Annotated in this window: 15 protein-coding genes; 9 read left to right on the top strand and 6 right to left on the bottom strand. The window is 34.9% G+C overall.

The genetic code is table 11. The features are described from left to right. The first annotated feature begins 233 nt into the window (after window positions 1-233). Genes ileS through Q9969_RS08935 form a run of 4 tightly spaced genes read left to right on the top strand, consistent with a single transcriptional unit; the run spans window position 234 to window position 8,004 of the window. Window positions 234-3,467 (top strand): isoleucine--tRNA ligase, encoded by a 3,234-nt coding sequence (ileS, locus tag Q9969_RS08950; protein ID WP_305556733.1) that lies wholly within the window; start codon window positions 234-236, stop codon window positions 3,465-3,467. A gap of 9 nt (window positions 3,468-3,476) precedes the next feature. Next, the gene (gene purL, locus Q9969_RS08945) at window positions 3,477-5,618 is read left to right on the top strand and encodes a phosphoribosylformylglycinamidine synthase subunit PurL (RefSeq protein WP_305515459.1); all 2,142 of its coding nucleotides are present in this window, start codon (window positions 3,477-3,479) and stop codon (window positions 5,616-5,618) included. A 21-nt stretch (window positions 5,619-5,639) separates the two neighbouring features. Further along, window positions 5,640-6,857, top strand: coding sequence for a gephyrin-like molybdotransferase Glp (gene glp, locus Q9969_RS08940; protein ID WP_305515457.1), 1,218 nt, complete (start codon window positions 5,640-5,642; stop codon window positions 6,855-6,857). Window positions 6,858-6,873: 16 nt separating this feature from the next. Beyond that, a complete protein-coding gene (locus tag Q9969_RS08935; RefSeq protein ID WP_305515456.1) occupies window positions 6,874-8,004 on the top strand; it encodes a site-2 protease family protein in 1,131 nt (376 codons plus the stop codon). A 47-nt stretch (window positions 8,005-8,051) separates the two neighbouring features. Here Q9969_RS08935 and Q9969_RS08930 read toward each other — a convergent pair whose 3' ends face one another. Together Q9969_RS08930 and Q9969_RS08925 are read right to left on the bottom strand one after the other, a co-directional pair. Next, window positions 8,052-8,465 (bottom strand): ferritin family protein, encoded by a 414-nt coding sequence (locus tag Q9969_RS08930; protein WP_305515454.1) that lies wholly within the window; start codon window positions 8,463-8,465, stop codon window positions 8,052-8,054. An 18-nt stretch (window positions 8,466-8,483) separates the two neighbouring features. Then, complete coding sequence (locus Q9969_RS08925) at window positions 8,484-9,710, bottom strand: FprA family A-type flavoprotein (protein ID WP_305556724.1); 1,227 nt, start codon at window positions 9,708-9,710, stop codon at window positions 8,484-8,486. Between the two features lie 467 nt (window positions 9,711-10,177). On the opposite strand from Q9969_RS08925, the gene Q9969_RS08920 reads away from it, so the two are divergent. The 3 genes from Q9969_RS08920 (at window position 10,178) to Q9969_RS08910 (ending at window position 12,815) form a co-directional block, all read left to right on the top strand. Further along, entirely contained in the window at window positions 10,178-10,621 is a 444-nt protein-coding gene (locus Q9969_RS08920) for a hypothetical protein (protein ID WP_305515451.1), read from the top strand. A gap of 311 nt (window positions 10,622-10,932) precedes the next feature. After that, window positions 10,933-12,219: a DUF4143 domain-containing protein gene (locus Q9969_RS08915; protein WP_305556710.1), complete on the top strand. Its 1,287-nt coding sequence runs from the start codon at window positions 10,933-10,935 to the stop codon at window positions 12,217-12,219. A 113-nt stretch (window positions 12,220-12,332) separates the two neighbouring features. Next, entirely contained in the window at window positions 12,333-12,815 is a 483-nt protein-coding gene (locus tag Q9969_RS08910) for a helix-turn-helix domain-containing protein (protein ID WP_305555439.1), read from the top strand. Between the two features lie 71 nt (window positions 12,816-12,886). Here Q9969_RS08910 and Q9969_RS08905 read toward each other — a convergent pair whose 3' ends face one another. Further along, complete coding sequence (locus tag Q9969_RS08905; protein WP_305556707.1) at window positions 12,887-13,072, bottom strand: hypothetical protein; 186 nt, start codon at window positions 13,070-13,072, stop codon at window positions 12,887-12,889. A gap of 73 nt (window positions 13,073-13,145) precedes the next feature. On the opposite strand from Q9969_RS08905, the gene Q9969_RS08900 reads away from it, so the two are divergent. Together Q9969_RS08900 and Q9969_RS08895 are read left to right on the top strand one after the other, a co-directional pair. Next, complete coding sequence (locus Q9969_RS08900; protein ID WP_305556704.1) at window positions 13,146-13,388, top strand: hypothetical protein; 243 nt, start codon at window positions 13,146-13,148, stop codon at window positions 13,386-13,388. A 21-nt stretch (window positions 13,389-13,409) separates the two neighbouring features. Beyond that, window positions 13,410-13,643 (top strand): transposase, encoded by a 234-nt coding sequence (locus Q9969_RS08895; protein WP_342766070.1) that lies wholly within the window; start codon window positions 13,410-13,412, stop codon window positions 13,641-13,643. Window positions 13,644-13,655: 12 nt separating this feature from the next. On the opposite strand, the gene Q9969_RS08890 is transcribed toward Q9969_RS08895, so the two are convergent. The 3 genes from Q9969_RS08890 to Q9969_RS08880 all read right to left on the bottom strand — a co-directional run bounded on the left by Q9969_RS08890 (window position 13,656) and on the right by Q9969_RS08880 (window position 16,053). Further along, window positions 13,656-13,970 carry a hypothetical protein gene (locus tag Q9969_RS08890; protein ID WP_305556696.1) on the bottom strand — a complete coding sequence of 105 codons (315 nt, stop codon included), beginning with the start codon at window positions 13,968-13,970 and terminating at the stop codon, window positions 13,656-13,658. Between the two features lie 297 nt (window positions 13,971-14,267). Continuing rightward, window positions 14,268-15,884: a hypothetical protein gene (locus tag Q9969_RS08885; RefSeq protein WP_305556682.1), complete on the bottom strand. Its 1,617-nt coding sequence runs from the start codon at window positions 15,882-15,884 to the stop codon at window positions 14,268-14,270. Between the two features lie 46 nt (window positions 15,885-15,930). Beyond that, window positions 15,931-16,053: a hypothetical protein gene (locus tag Q9969_RS08880; RefSeq protein WP_305515440.1), complete on the bottom strand. Its 123-nt coding sequence runs from the start codon at window positions 16,051-16,053 to the stop codon at window positions 15,931-15,933. Window positions 16,054-16,495 lie beyond the last annotated feature (442 nt).

Genomic DNA, 16,495 nt, shown 5'->3' with positions numbered 1-16,495 from the left:
TATCCATTAATTAAACAATAGCATTATCTTGAAACTGCTAAAACAAATTCGCATTTTTCCATTTTAATTGAACTATAAAGCATTATATTTTTTAGAATTTTTTCAAAATTGCCATAACCTTTATTTATTATCTAAAACAAAAAGATACATATTATAAATTAATTTTTATTTAAAAATTGGTTTTATTTTTATTTATAACCTATACTGATGTAAATTTATAAGAGGAGTTTATAATGCCAATAAAAGAGGCAGATAAATCATATGATCATGATAAGATAGAAAAAAAGGTTCAAAAATTCTGGAAAGAAGAAGAAACTTTTGCAAAAGTAAACGAACTTAGGGAAAAAGGTCCAAGATATTCATTTTTAGACGGTCCTCCATACTGTAGTGGTAAAATTCACTTAGGAACAGCCTGGAATAAAATCATTAAAGATTCATACTTAAGATTCAAATCTATGAATGGATTTAACTTAAGAAGACAAGCCGGATGGGATATGCACGGACTTCCGATTGAAAATAAAGTGGAACATTTGATGAACATCCAGTCCAAGCAGGAAATTGAAGAAATTGGAATTGACAAGTTCGTTGATAAATGCAGAGAATTCGCCATTGAAAATAAGATAGCCATGGAAAAGGAATTTGACCAGGTGGGAGTTTGGATGGACTGGAACAACCCCTACATGACATTAGATCCAAAATACATGGAATCTTCATGGTGGATGCTTAAAAGAGCCAATGAACAGGATTTGCTTGTAAACAACCAGAGAGTTATCAGCTGGTGTCCTCATTGCGGAACCGCGCTTGCAGCTGCCGAAATTGAATATGAAGAAAAGGTTGACCCATCTATTTATATTAAATTCCCTGTATCAGGTGAAGAAAACACATATTTCTTGGTTTGGACAACCACTCCATGGACATTGCCTGCAAACCTTGCAATTTGTGCAAATCCGGAATTTGATTATGTTTATGTCTTAAAAGACGGTGAAACTTATATTTTGGCTGAAAACTTAATGGAAGACATATTAGGTAAACAAGTTAAAATCCACAGAACCAAAATCCCTGCTGAAAATGATGATGAAGACCAAATCATTGAGGAAAAAGAGGTAATGTATGAAATCGTCAAAACAGTTAAGGGCGAAGATTTACTTGGAATGGGTTATGATTATATTTTAGCTGACGAAGTTCCAAAACAAATGGAATTTGACTCAGAAATTGAAAAGGTTCACACAATTTTGCTGGGAGACCATGTAGAACTTGGTGAAGGTACAGGATTGGTGCACACAGCACCGGGACACGGTCCGGACGATTTTGAAATAGGTAAGGCCAACGGATTGCCAATTTTCTGTCCTGTTGGAGAGGATGGATGCTTTAACAGTGAAGCCGGAAAATACGCTTGCAAATTTACTAAAGATGAAAATAATCAAATAATTAAGGATTTGGAAGATAAAAACTTGATGTATCGCTGTGAAAGCATTGAACACAGATACGGAGTATGTTGGAGATGCAAGTCTCCTATTATTTACCGTGCAACAAAACAGTGGTTCTTAAAGGTAACTGACATTAAGCAAAAAATGTTGGATGAAATTGAAAAGGTGGAATGGGTGCCTAAATGGGCTGGAGAGGGCAGATTCCATGATTGGGTAGATAACGCTCGTGACTGGACAATTTCAAGACAAAGATACTGGGGTATTCCAATACCAATTTGGGAATGTCCTGATTGTGGTGAGTTAAAGGTAATTGGTTCTCTAGATGAATTGAAAAAGGAATCATTAACTGAAATTAATGTTTCAGATGCTGAACTTATCCACAGGCCATATGTAGATGAAGTTGAAGTAAAATGTGATTGCTGCAACCATCCAATTAAAAGGATTCCTGATGTATTAGATGTATGGATTGATTCTGGAGTAGCTGGCTGGGCTTCATTATACTATCCAAAGGAAAATGACAAATTTAAGGATTGGTTCCCATATGACTTCATTACTGAAGGTCACGACCAAACTAGAGGATGGTTCTACTCGCAACTTGGTACAGGAGTAATTTCAATGGGTCAAAGTCCATATAAAAAAGTATTGATGCACGGATTCGTGTTGGATGAACATGGAAATAAAATGTCTAAATCATTAGGCAATGTGGTGTCTCCAGAAGAAGTCATTGAAAAGTATGGGGCGGATGTTTTAAGATTCTACTTATTATGGGCCTCAAAACCATGGGATGATTTGAAATTCGTATGGGAGGAACTTTTAAACATTAACAAAATGTTCAACATCTTATGGAACGTTTATGTGTTCTCAACCACTTACATGTCTCTTGATAACTTCAATCCAATTGGATTGGGAGAGGACGATATGATTTTAAGGGCTGAAGATAAATGGATTATCTCAAAGGCCAACAGTTTAATTAAAGAAGTTGGCGAAGATTTGGAAGACCTATTCTTCCACAAAGCAACAAGAAAAATCAACAATTTCATTCTGGAAGATTTAAGCCGCTGGTATGTAAGGCTTATTCGTGGTAGGACCTGGGTTGAAAGTGACAATCCAGATAAATTGGGGGCATATTACAGCTTATACACTGCTCTTGTTAAGTTAATTGAGGTATTATGCCCAATAGCTCCTCATGTGTCAGAAGAAATCTATGAAAATCTTGTCACTTCCCTAAATCCTGAAGCTCCAGAAAGTATTCACATGCTTGACTGGGAATATGAGGGGGATGCGATAGATAAGGAACTGGAAGCTAAAATGGATGTTGCCCGTGAAGTAATTGAAGCATCAATTAAAGCAAGAGACATGGCACAATACAAACTTAGATGGCCAGTATCTGACATTACTGTAGTGTCACAAGATGAAAATGTCTTAAATGCCGTTGAAGAGTTAAAGGATATTATTAAAGATCAATCAAATGCTAAAGAAGTTTTAAGGGCCAGCGAATTTGAAAAATTATCATTCATTGCAAAACCTAATCTTAAAATCTTAGGTCCAAAACTCAAGGGAGACATGGGCAAAGTTGTAAAAGGCTTAAAAACAGCTGACGGCAATCAAATCAAAGCTGAACTTGAAACAAATGGAAGCGTAGTTATTGAAGGAATTGAATTGTCTTCCAAAGAAGTATTGTTCGACTCTGAACTTCCAGATGATTTTGTATCCTCTGAATTTGAAGGAGGAAATGTATTTGTAAATACCAACGTTACCTTGGAAATCAGACAGGAGGCTATGGCTCGTGAACTTATAAGAAGAGTTCAGGACATGAGAAAAGACTTGGATTTGGATGTCGAATCAAATATCCACGTAGATGTTGAAACATCATCTGAATTTAAAGATTTAATTGTGCCGCAGTCAGAAGTTATTTCTCATGAAGTAAGAGCTAAAAGCTTAATTATAACTGACACAGAAGAGTGCAGTAGAGATTCTAAATATTATACCAAAGAATGGGATATTGAAGGAGTAAAAGTAATTATTTCAATTAAAAATTAGGTGTTTAATATGACTTTAGCCGATTCTGAAATAGAATATATTGAAGGAATCCTTAAAAGGGAAATGAACGAATTAGAAGAGGGCATGCTTGATGTAATGTTTTCAGAGCATTGTTCATACAAAAGCAGCAGAAGATTTTTAAAGGCTTTCCCAACTGAAGGAGAAAACATTATTTTGGGTCCTGGTGATGATGCTGGACTTGTAAGCGTAACTGATAAATATGCATTGGCGGTTGGAATGGAATCACACAACCATCCATCAGCCATCGAACCTTATGGTGGGGCAGGAACCGGTATTGGTGGAATTTTAAGAGATATTATATCAATGGGTGCAATGCCAATAGCACTTCTCGATTCCCTGCGTTTCGGACCATTGGAAGATGATCAAAAATCAAGATATTTGTTTGAACATGTTGTTAAAGGAATTTCCGATTATGGAAACCGTGTAGGGGTCCCTACCGTTGCAGGTGAAATAGAATTTGACGAATCCTTTAGAACAAACCCTCTTGTAAATGTAATGTGTGTCGGGCTTGTTGAAAAAGAAAATATCGTAAGAGCCCAAGCACCTAATTGCGGGGATGTATTCCTATTGATGGGCGGAACAACAGGTCGTGACGGCATTCATGGTGTGACATTTGCTTCAGAAGAGTTGACTTCAGACTCTGAAACTGAAGACCGGCCTGCTGTACAGGTGGCTGACCCGTTTACCAAAAAAAGAGTGCTTGAAGCGTCACTTGAAATTCTTGAGAAAATCGATGTAAGCGGTGTTAAGGATCTAGGTGGTGGGGGTCTTACCTGCTGCATTTCAGAACTTGCAGATGCATCTCAAAATGGAGCACGTGTGGATTTACGTTCAATTCCTTTAAGGGAAACTGGAATGACTCCATATGAGATAATGCTTTCGGAATCTCAAGAAAGAATGGTGTTTGTTATTAATCCCGATGATGTTGGACTTGCTCAAAAAATTTGCGATAAGTATGAAATCGTATCCTCTGTAATTGGTGAGGTAATTGAAGGAAATAATATGATTATTTCAGATGAAGGGGATGAAATTGCTGATTTACCAACTGTTTTATTAGCAGATCCGCCTTCAATTGAAAGGCCGATAGCTGAAATTCCGGAAGACGTTGAAAAAATCGAGCTTAAAGATCCGGGCCTTCATAAGTCTTTACCTAAATTATTATCTTCTGCAAATATCGCTTCAAAAGAATGGGTTTACAAACAATATGACCATGAAGTTCAAGTAAGAACTATAGTAAAACCTGGAGATGATGCTGCAGTACTTAGGATTGATGAAAATATTGCTATCGCACTTACAACCGACTCCAATACCATTCACACTAAATTATCTCCATTTGATGGAGCTGCAGGATGTGTTGCAGAAGCTATCAGAAATGTAATCTCAATGGGAGCAACACCATATGCAGTTGTGGATTGTCTCAACTTCGGCAATCCAGAAACTCCTGAAATATTATGGCAATTCAAAACAGCCATTGAAGGAATGTCTCTTGTTGCTGAAAACTTCAATGCACCAGTTATCAGTGGCAATGTAAGTTTTTACAATGAAACTGAAGGGATTAAAATCAATCCAACTCCAGCAGTTGGCGTGATTGGTGTTGAAGACATTGAAAATATAAGAACCATGGACTTCAAAAACGAAGGGGATAAAATCATTTTAATAGGCAAAACATATGACGAGTTAACAGGTTCAGAATATCACAGGACGGTTCATGGCATTGAAAAAGGGACTGCTCCAAGAATCAGAATTGATGAAGAGGTAGCTAATGGCAAATGTGTGCTTGATTTAATTTCTAATGATAAAGATAAGAATATTACTGCAGTTCACGATGTCTCAGCAGGTGGTATTGCAGTGGCATTGTCTGAAATGGTTATTAAATCCGGTTTAGGTTGCGAAGTAATCATGACTGACGACGATTTAGATAAAATCCAGTTATTATACTCAGAAAGTCATGGAAGATACTTATTGACTGTTAAAGCCGATGCAATTGAGGATGTTTTAGCAAAAATCGATGTTTCCTGTGAGCTCATCGGTGAAGTTAAAGGCACATCATTAATTCTTAACGGTCATGAATTTAGTTTTGAAGAATTAGACAGTGCATATCATGGTGTCATTGAGAAATTTATGGCATAATATTAAATTGGGGGAGTTTTAATGTTTTTGTCAAAATTAGACTCATTAGGCAATGCCAGAATGCTGATCTATGATAATCAACAGATATGCGGCGTTGAAGAAATTTCTATTCACGATGCCCACAAAAGGGTTCTGGCTGAAGATATTATTGCATTTCACAATTCCCCTCCATTTGATAAATCGGCAATGGATGGATTTGCATTAATTGCAGAAGATACTTTCGGCGCTTCTAATTCAGCACCTAAAGAATTTAAAATAATCGATGCAATAGGTGCTGGAGATTTCTCAGATAAGACAGTTGGAAAGGGTGAAGCCGTCATTATAGCTACCGGTGCTCCTGTTCCTGATGGGGCTAATGCTGTTTTAATGAAGGAGTATACCACAGGTGAAGGGGATGACTTAACAATTTATTCTCAGGTAACTCCTGGTGAAAATGTCTCTCCAAAATCCGAAGACATTGAAAAAGGTCAAAAAATCTTAGATAAAAACACGTTTATTAGATATCAGGAGTTAGGTTTAATCGCTTCAGCAGGTTATGATACTGTACGTGTATTTAAAAAACCAAAAGTCAAACTCATTATTACAGGTAATGAGTTAGTCGAACCTACTAAGGAAGAGATTGATGATGCCAAAATAATCAATTCTAATCAATTTACAATTAAGGCGATGGTTGAAGATTCCGGAGCTATTTGTGATATTTGGCATGCCGGAGATACTTTTGATGAAGTCAGAGAAGCTATTTTAGATGATTGTGAGGATTATGATGTTATCATGACTACCGGAGGCACAGCTATTAGCAAAGGCGATGTTGTCCTTGACGTAGTTGAGGATATAGGTGAGGTTTTATTCCATGGTGTTGCAATTAGGCCGGGAAAACCTGCAGGTGCTGGGATTATTAATGGTAAAATGATTTTCACATTTTCCGGTCAACCTGTTGCTGCAATGTCTCAGTTTGACATGTTTGCCCGTAAATATTTATTTGAAATGCAAGGAAGACATTTTGATTTCCACAACGTTAAAAGAACATCTCAGCTCAAAATACCTTCACAGTTGGGCAGGACAGATTTTGTACGTGCGGTTAGTGATGATGACCATGCGAAACATGTGTTGAATAGGGGTTCCGGCATTATTCGCTCAATGGTTGAGGCTAACAGCTATATCATCATTGACGAAAATGATGAGGGATATCAAAAGGATGATATAGTTGATGTAATCTTATTCGATTCACTACTTTGGTAGTAAAAGAGGTCGTTTAATGAATGGAATTTATTATTATTTTATAGCTTTTGTTGTTATCTGGGTGTTGGTCTTGATATTCCATGAAAAATTATCTGCTCATGGATTGGAACTTAACTTTCCTGTCATAATGTGGAGAACTAAAAAGTTAAGAGGGCTAATATCTAAAATCTCAAAACTTTCACCAAAATTTTGGCGTTGGTATATGAACATAGGAATTATTGTAGCTTTTGGATCTATGATACTCATTACATGGATGATAATTTCAACGTTGCCGAATGTTTTTGAAACTCCCAGTGTTTCAATCGTAATTCCAGGTGTGGATATTCCGGGTTCCCAGATTTATGTTCCATTTGTTTATGGATTAATAGCTCTTGCAACAGTTTTAGTAATACATGAATTTTCACATGGCATTCAAGCTGTTGGAGAAAAAATTCCAATTAAATCAATTGGGTTATTATTATTTGCAATTATTCCCGGAGCCTTTGTTGAACCTGATGAGGATAAATTAAATGAAGCTAAAAAATCATCAAGACTTAGAGTTTATGCTGCAGGTTCAATAGCTAATGTGACGTTGGCAATCGTTGCTTTAATTTTGCTGTCTTTGGCATCAGTGGGAATCCCACATTATTTTGATGAGGACGGTATTGCAGTTGACAGGGTTGTTTCAGATTCTCCATGTGAAGGAATACTGAAAGAAGGTATGGTTCTACAGGCTATTGATAATAAAACAATCAGCAATTCAGAAGATTATGTTGGGGTTGTAAGTTCATTTGCTCCGGGGGATAACGTAACGATTCAAACGGATCAGGGAAATTATCAGGTAACTCTTGGCACCAATCCAAATAATGAATCTTTAGGCTATTTCGGAATTCAGGCAGTTAAGCATTTCGAACTGGTGGATGATAGTTTAGGACCACTTCCATGGATTTTATTCGAGCTTGTTGAGCTATTCAAATGGGTGGCTATGCTGAACTTGGGAATTGGCCTATTCAACCTACTTCCGATGAAACCTTTAGATGGAGGGTACATGCTTGAAATATTGCTTAGCTACAAATTATCTGAAGAACAGTATAAACCAACAGTAAATGCCCTATCGGTAGTTTTAGCAATGGTCATTGTATTTAGTTTGGGGGCAGGTTTTATCTGATTAAAAAAAAATAAAAATTGAAAGAATAGTTAAATTCTTTCATAAATCTAGAAGTACCTTTCCAGGATTCCTTCTAAGATTTTGTAATGGCGACCTTCGTCTCTGGAGCTGTCTCTAAAAAAGTCAACTGCAGTTTCAATACCTGCTTCTGCTGCAATTTCTGATGCATCTCTTTTTTCTTGGTTAGCCATTTTTTCCCCATCCATCATCCATTCGATGTTTTCTTTGAGGGTAGGTTTGATTATTCCATTCATTTCACAGAATCTAGCTGCATGTTCAGCTTCTTCCCATGCCAATCTTTTAAATACTTCAGCTAATTCTCCATATCCTTCACGGGAAGCTTGTCTAGACATTGCTAAATAGATTCCTACCTCTTGAGTTTCACCCATAAAGTTGTTTTGAACTTCTTTTTCTACAGGTGTGTCTTTTGTAATGCCAACTTGGTGTTCGTATTTAACCATAATATTCTCTCCTTATATTTATAATTCTTTACATGCTTTTGCTAATTTTTTACCTAATTCATAGCTTGTATATTCCTCTTCAGCAGTTGGTACAAAGTAGATTTCTTGAGTGTCCACAACATCAAATCCACAGTTGTTTAATTCTTCAGCAAGCACTTCAGGAGTTCCTCCTTTTCCTCCCATTGAACCAAATGTAACTGCTTTTCTTTCAATGCCGGTTCTGTTGAACAACAATCCTTTTAAATAGTACATGATGTCTCCAATACTTGGATATGGAACGTCATTAATGGTGGGATCACCAATAGCTACTCCTTTACTGGTCAAAATACTTTTGACGATTTCAGATCTTTCATCTTCATGTAAGTAGAAGATTTCTACATCATAACCTTCAGACATCGCACCTTCAGCAATTTCATGAGCCATTTGTTGGGTAGAGTAATGCATAGTGTCGTATACGATTGTGATTTTATCTTCACATACTCCAGTAGCCCAGTTTTGGTAAGCTCCGATTACTTGCATTGGATCAGTCCATATTTGTCCGTGGGACGGTGCAATCATTTTGATTTGGTCAAGCAATCCTAATTCTACTACTTCATTTAACTTTTTAAGAACTAATTTTGAAAGTGGGGTAATTAAGTTTGCATAGAATTTTTGTGCAGCATCCATTAGTACATGCTCAGGGATTTCGTCTGAGAATCTTTTGGTGAAACATAAGTGTTGGCCAAATGCATCGTTAGGGAATAAGATGCCTGTTTCATCAGCGAGTAAGGTAAACATACTGTCGGGCCAGTGCAATAGGAATGCTTCAAGGAATGCCAAAGTTCTTCCACCAACATCTAAGCTATCACCAGTTCCAACAGTGACAAAGTTGGCCCCTTCAAGGCCAGGGTAGTGTTTTATCAATCCTTTTACTGCAATTTTAGTACAGTATATAAGTGCTTCTGGGAATCTTTTGTGTAAATCCACTAAAACTCCAGAGTGGTCTTTTTCAACGTGATTTTGGATGATGTAGTCAACTTTAACCTCTTTTCCTTCTTGAGCAAATGCATCATCGATACGTGCCATCATTTCTTTTGTTTTTCCAGGGTAGGCATTATCAATTAATGCTACTTCATCTTCACCAAATACAAGGTAAGCATTGTAGGTGGTTCCGTCCAATGTGTATCCGTGATAGGATCTTAAATCCCAGTCAAGTACTCCAATCCAGTATACACCATCTGCTATTTTTTCTGCATTAGCTTTCATTTTTAACAATCTCCGATTTATTTAAATTCAAACTATGAATTTGATATAATTTATACTATTTCTATTATATATAATTTTGTTTTATACGAACAGTTTCAAAAGTTCTGATACTTATTAGTATTCAACAGCTCTCTTTCAAGATATTATAGCTATGGGAAATAGAGGTGTTAAGTATTATGGATGACGTGCTATTAAAAAATTTTTCAATAAGCTGTAACCATGCTCAGGGTACATTCTTCAGCTATGAACTTTCACTGAGAAAGTACTGTGAGTATTTTGGTATGAGCCTTAAGATCTTATTTATGAAGCCGAGAAGACGAAAACAATGGAGTAAAATGGAAACATAGCCGGTTAAAATCAAAATTGGTCGAATATAAGCATTACATGTATCAGCATTATGCTCCAGGAACTGTCAGAAAAGAAATGAACTGCATTAAATATTTCTACAAATTCTATGAATAGAGATATTGTCACTACCTAAGATTAATGAAAAAAGTATTCAAAAGCCCGCTACGATATATTTCAAGGGCTTGCCGGATAAGGCAGTAATTAGAGAAGCTTTTCAAATTGCTTCTCCTTTAATGAAAGCTATAATTTTGTTTTCCTGTTCCAGCGGATGTGCAAGAACAGAAACATTGAGTTTGACTATTGGAGATTACATTGGGGCATTATCTGAATATCTGCCAAACAGAACCTCATTGTATAATGGTGGTATGAGTTTGGACAAGGTTAATGATTTGCAGGGAAAGACCAAAAACAAAACAGATGCAGCATATTTTATGACAAACCCTGATGATTTGAAATTTGAATATATCGAGCATCTGCCAGCAGTAACAATCAACACTGATGTTGAAAAGCTATCCATCAAATCACCTCAGTTCACTCAATGGAAAAAGAAAATGAATCATTAAGATTAGAAGTAGGTAGCATGAGAAATGAACTTGAGGAGATGAAAGGTTTGAAGAAAGAACTTTTAGACATCATAAACATGGTTAGTGAAGGGCAATGTCATTGATGTGGAAAAGTGATAACATTTGGCATGTTTTGTTGAATGCTATCAAAAAAAATTTTATAAATCCATAATTTTACAATAGATTATCTATGATGAAAAATATAAAACAAACTTGATGAAAAACATAAAATTTATAATATGAAAAACATAAAATAAATTTAGTGAAAAATATAAAATAAAACTGGTGAAAAATATAAAAAAGTGATTAAGATGAAAAAATATTTACCAAGATATACAGACCAGGAACTAAAAGAATCTCTAGAATACGTGGGTGCTGTACTAATAACTGGTCCGAAGTGGTGCGGTAAGACTACCACAGCAAAACAGCAATGTAAAAGCCTAAAGGAATTACAACATCCTGTTCATGGAAAATCATACTTAAAACTTGCAGACACCAATCCCATAGAACTCCTAAAAGGTGAAAAACCAATGCTGATTGACGAGTGGCAGATGGCACCAGAGCTATGGGGTACTGTTAGATATTTGGTAGATGAATCAGATGAAGATGGACTGTATATTTTAACCGGATCGACAATAGTTTATGAAAGTAAAATCGTGCACTCGGGAGCCGGCAGAATAAAAAGAATCATAATGCGTCCGATGAGCCTATATGAAAGCGGAGAATCTACAGGAAAAATCTCATTAATGGATCTATTTGACAATGAGGATTTAAACATTGATGGAGTAACATCAAACTTAACAATACCTGATTTAATATTTGCTGCCTGCAGAGGGGGCTGGCCAGAATCACTAAACAAAAAAACAAAAAAACAGCAATTGGCAATAGTATCAAATTACATAGATATAATATGCAATAGTGATGTTTCAGAGGTGGATGGAGTTAAACGCAGTCCTCAAAGAGTAAAAGCTATTCTAAAATCCTACGCTAGAAACATATCTACACTGGCAACTAAAAAAACACTCATGAAAGATATAAAAACAGAATATGAAGATATTTCATTGCCTACATTCAATTCGTATATTGATGCTCTTGAAAGGTTATATGTCATCCAAAACATTCCTGCATGGTCACCAAATATTCGCTCAGCAAATACCATCAGAAAATCTTACAAAAAGGAATTCATTGATCCATCAATAGCTGTAGCAAGCCTTAACCTAACACCTGAAAAATTGCTGAAAGACTTTGAAACATTTGGATTCATATTTGAAAACATGTGCATACGTGACTTGCTTGTTTATTCAAGCTCAGTCAATGGTGAAGTGTTATATTACAATGACGACAGTGGTCTTGAAGCGGATTGTGTAATATATCTAAATGATGGAAGATATGCATTAATAGAATTTAAATTGGGCAACCGTGAAATAGATAAGGGAGCAGAAAATTTACTTAAGCTAAAAAAGTTGATTAAAAAAAGTGTGGAAAACAGAAAAATTGATTTGGAAGAGCCTAGTTTTCTAGCAGTGATTACTGGTGGTGAAATGGCCTACACTAGAGCCGATGGAGTGAAAGTTGTTCCAATTGGATGTTTGCGATAAATGTTTTATGATGTGTAAAGTAATCATCTAAAATTTGGCATTGTCAAAAGAAATATTTAGAATTATAGTTACTAACCAAACTTTTATTATAGATGTCGGATAAATTATAAAATATGTCTGGAAAATCTAAAATTGATGTTTTTAATAAAATGACTAAAACCGCATTAGATGAGGAAATCAGCAATTATGTGGCTTATCATAGGTATTATCAAAGATTGATTGCTGTTAAAATTGTTAGTGAAGGCAATACAATAACTGATGCTGCGAATATTCTAGGAAAATCATATCAAACAGTTCACAGATGGATTAAAACATGTGAATCTGAAGGATTGGAAGGTTTAAAACCTTCTTTTGGTGGTGGAAGGCCATCAAAATTAACTTATGATCAACTAATTGAATTAGACAAAATCATTGAAAAAACACCAAATATGTCAATGAAAGATGTACATCTTCTTGTTAATGAAAAATTTAATGTAGATTACAGTTTAAAACAAATAGGAAAAATTGTAAAGAAATTAGGATACAATTACAGCAAAGCATATCCTAAATTTTCAAAATCCCCTGAAGATGCTGAAGAACAGTTAAAAAAAACTTAGAAGAACATAACGTAACAACACGATATTATAGTCTTATTTGATGAAGCATCATTCCAAAATGAACCCTACACTCAAAAATCACTATATAAAAAAGGAACCAAACACACACAAACTGTAAATCCATACAAATTCAAAATCAACGCCATTGGATCACTAACAATAAATGGAAATTCGACCATCACAATCACAAATTCATCAACAGCACCAGAAATTGCAATAGCACTTCTAGAATTAAGAATAGCAAATACAAACAACAAAAATACAGTAAAAATATTAAATAAAATAATATTCGATGTTAATCTAACTGATGAAGATATAGATAAAATATTAATGAAAAACAACAAAGATAATGAAGTTTTCGCAGCAAAAATTTTAAAAACATTAGAAAAATATAAGGACAATACCACCTCAACAATCGCTAGAATCATTGGAAAACACTGCAATAGAGAATCACTCAACAATGTGAAAAAAAGAAGAGAAATAAGACGAAAAATAACTTTAAATCTGTTACAAAAAGAAGACATTAATAACAAAAATGCAAACCGAACAAAGAATATGTTTAATTCTAGATAATTATAGCGTCCACAAGTCTGCATTCATCAAAAAATAGCATTACATCTTATTGAATTAATATACCTCCCACCATACTCTCCTCACTTAAATCCAATTGAACAAATATGGAGACAAATAAAAAGAAAAATAAAACATTATTATCTTGAATCAAAAGAATTTCTGCGAGATTTAACAATAGAAACGTATAATGAATCGATTTCTGAAACAAAAGTTCATGACAAATGGCTCGAAACATTTATACCAAAAATTTGGTAATTAACTATAATTTTAGCCTTTTAGTAATTTTCTTCTACCGTGCCATATTAATTGCCGTTGTCTTTTTCTTAATTGTTTATACTCTTCAGACATTTGCGCTGTAACGTATCCATGTAGTCTTCGATACTCATCTATCCTGACAATTTCTGCCTGCACAATAGCTGCTTCGCCTTCATGCCAGCAGTAATATGGATGATGGCAGGGAACATCATTTTTAAATGCCAGTCCTGTTTTGCAGTTGTTGCAGTAATCCACAAACCACAATTCATTTTCCCTTTCTATTTTTTTCTGTTTAGCTTTGATTATTTGTTGTTTTATGGATTTCATAATATATTTAATTTGTAAAGACCATGAAGACTTTTCACGAAGTCTTTTCAACAAGGATTTTTAAGTCTTTAATACCCTAAATAATAGTTATTATGATATTTTCAATTTGAAAAGACTATTTTTCTAAAAACATGAGACAGTATTTAAACTTCATCACATATCTTTAAAATTATGGTTTTTTCAAATAACAAAGCACCACAAAACCAATAAATAATGTTTCAATTAACTTAAAAACGATTTTAAACCATTTTGTGAAAAGACTTTTCAAAAAGTCTTTTCAGATCTTCATAGTTTTTTTTATAGCCACGGTGGCTTTTTCACTTCATCATCAAAGTTCATAATGCTTAAATCCTCTACAAACTTATCTTCCATCATAATGTCTATAACCCATTCTCCAACCTCACGGCAGATGATTTGGTGTACGGTATCGTCAATGTGCTTTAAATCATCATTGATGTATGAAACTTCACTTTTTGTCAAATCATATACATTGGATTTTCCGGATTGATCAGTTACCTGAAGAAATCCCTTGTTTGCCAATTCATATATGTATTTCTTCACTGAATCCTTGCTCAATCCAAGATTTTGGAGTGAGAAGTATTGGTTGGTTGTAATTCCCATGTTCAATGCCTCTGAATCATCTTGCTCCATCCAGTCATCGATATTGTTTCTGATGTCATTTAAAACTTCAACCGCTTTAGGCGCCAGGTTTGCAGATATGCTTTCCCTGTATGGCTTTAATAAGCTCATGAATTGTTGCACGTCTGCAATATTGGTAAGGATTACCCTTTCACCGTCAATGTCATGGATTTCATGGTTATAGTAATTTAAGGCAGTTATTGTTTTCAATATGCCATTGAACTTATCAAAATCTCTTTTATAGAAATTTGAGTTTTTCAAAAAGTTAATGACAAAGTAAACATAGGGATTTATTATTACGATGTCCTTAAACACTTCATTAAGGTGCAGCAGCATGTATGGCACAAGTTCGGCATCACTTTCATATTGTTTCAAGATTTTGTAGCTTTTGCCATGCTTGAATTCCAATGCAGTGTTTCTGAGATTGAATATTTCCTTGTTGTCCATTCTTGGAGTTATGAATATGCTTCTGCTCATTTCCTGCTCCTCGAAATTGTGGTTGGGTATTGTAGTGTATGTCAGGCAGGGTCTACCCTTAAGTTTCAAATCCCTTACGTCCCATCCTCCTTCACCATCCGGAATGCTTAACGGCTTGTTTAGAAATCCATCGGATTGCAGTTCCTTCATGAGATTTTTTGACTCTTCCATAAAGTCATGGTCATTGATTCCGCCCATGTCACCATAGTTGACAATCTTGCCGTCATAAAAATACTCATCTTTTTTGGCACGATTGAACAGTGCAGCTTCAGTGATTTTCTTTTCATTGACAATGTAGTGATTTGGAATTAATCTTAATGCAGTTTCCTGAATGTGTGATTTTCCACTGCTTGCTTCACCAAGACATATTACGGATACTGGACTTCCCAAAACAACTTGGCCTGATACAGTAAATGCATACAATATGTTGTTTCGCTCACCTGCTGTAAACCATTCAACAATACTGCCAATATAAATCAAAGGATAATCCAATGATTGCAGTTTGGTGATAGCTTCCTTTAATTTAACAGTATCCTTTTCCTGCTCAGCTTGCTTTTTGTCAGCTATTTCCTGTTCAATGATTAATAGTTCATTTTCATAATGAAGCTGCAGGAGCTGTTTGAGTTCTGTGAACTGATTGTTGAACCTGTTTGGTTTCATATCACCTTTTGGATTTATGATTTGTCTGAACTGTCTTGCGACATTACTTCTGGAAGATAATGTTGCAGGAGATCTGTTTTCATATTCTCCAATCTTATTGCCGTACTTGTTTTTGAATACATAGGTAACCTTATCCACATTCTTTTTGTTGATGATAAGTGTTATTGTATCCTTTGTTGGTAATTCAGCTATGTTTGCCATATATATTCCCTAGTTTTTCAATTCTATCTAAAATTTCCCACATCCTATCCCACAGGTTCTTTGGCATATAAACATATGTTACTCCATCTATTTCATCTTCTAACATTATTTTTCTCCTATTTTTCCCATCATTGGGAGTTATACAATCAACAGTCTAAGTCGCTCTTTCCAGAAGGCTTTGAAAAATAAAAATAGTATCGAGAAAAGTTAGTATTTCCATCCTTTATCGAATATTTAGAATAAGATAAGCATTGCTTTTTTGGATTTGAAAATCTTTATATATTCCTTAAAATAAACTAGATATTAGGTTAAGTCTGGAAAATATTAATTTTTAACAAAGTTTGTCGGCTCTGTTTAACTATTTCTATTTTTCTCGACTGGCCTTAGGATTATATTAAAAAATAATATTTATAAGCTCGTTATTCATAATAAAATTATTTTTTTATAATCCTTTTTTATAATCTATTTTTCTCATTACTTTCTTGATATTTTACCTCTCTATATTGATTTTCAGGCCTCACCAAAAAAAGTTGTCTCTCCGTGAAATG

This window comes from Methanobrevibacter sp. V74 (assembly GCF_963082495.1).
In the GTDB taxonomy this organism is placed as follows: domain Archaea; phylum Methanobacteriota; class Methanobacteria; order Methanobacteriales; family Methanobacteriaceae; genus Methanocatella.
Note: the sequence above shows the minus strand (reverse complement) of the source record. Positions and strands in the feature narration are given on the sequence as shown.

Excerpts from the sequence above, each read along its gene's own strand:
- Q9969_RS08910 (WP_305555439.1), top strand. The coding sequence starts at position 12,333 with ATGTCTGGAAAATCTAAAATTGATGTTTTTAATAAAATGACTAAAACC.
- Q9969_RS08930 (WP_305515454.1), bottom strand. The coding sequence starts at position 8,465 with ATGGTTAAATACGAACACCAAGTTGGCATTACAAAAGACACACCTGTA.
- Q9969_RS08935 (WP_305515456.1), top strand. The coding sequence starts at position 6,874 with ATGAATGGAATTTATTATTATTTTATAGCTTTTGTTGTTATCTGGGTG.
- Q9969_RS08900 (WP_305556704.1), top strand. The coding sequence starts at position 13,146 with ATGAAAAACAACAAAGATAATGAAGTTTTCGCAGCAAAAATTTTAAAA.
- Q9969_RS08925 (WP_305556724.1), bottom strand. The coding sequence starts at position 9,710 with ATGAAAGCTAATGCAGAAAAAATAGCAGATGGTGTATACTGGATTGGA.
- Q9969_RS08880 (WP_305515440.1), bottom strand. The coding sequence starts at position 16,053 with ATGTTAGAAGATGAAATAGATGGAGTAACATATGTTTATATGCCAAAG.
- ileS (WP_305556733.1), top strand. The coding sequence starts at position 234 with ATGCCAATAAAAGAGGCAGATAAATCATATGATCATGATAAGATAGAA.
- glp (WP_305515457.1), top strand. The coding sequence starts at position 5,640 with ATGTTTTTGTCAAAATTAGACTCATTAGGCAATGCCAGAATGCTGATC.
- Q9969_RS08915 (WP_305556710.1), top strand. The coding sequence starts at position 10,933 with ATGAAAAAATATTTACCAAGATATACAGACCAGGAACTAAAAGAATCT.
- purL (WP_305515459.1), top strand. The coding sequence starts at position 3,477 with ATGACTTTAGCCGATTCTGAAATAGAATATATTGAAGGAATCCTTAAA.
- Q9969_RS08890 (WP_305556696.1), bottom strand. The coding sequence starts at position 13,970 with ATGAAATCCATAAAACAACAAATAATCAAAGCTAAACAGAAAAAAATA.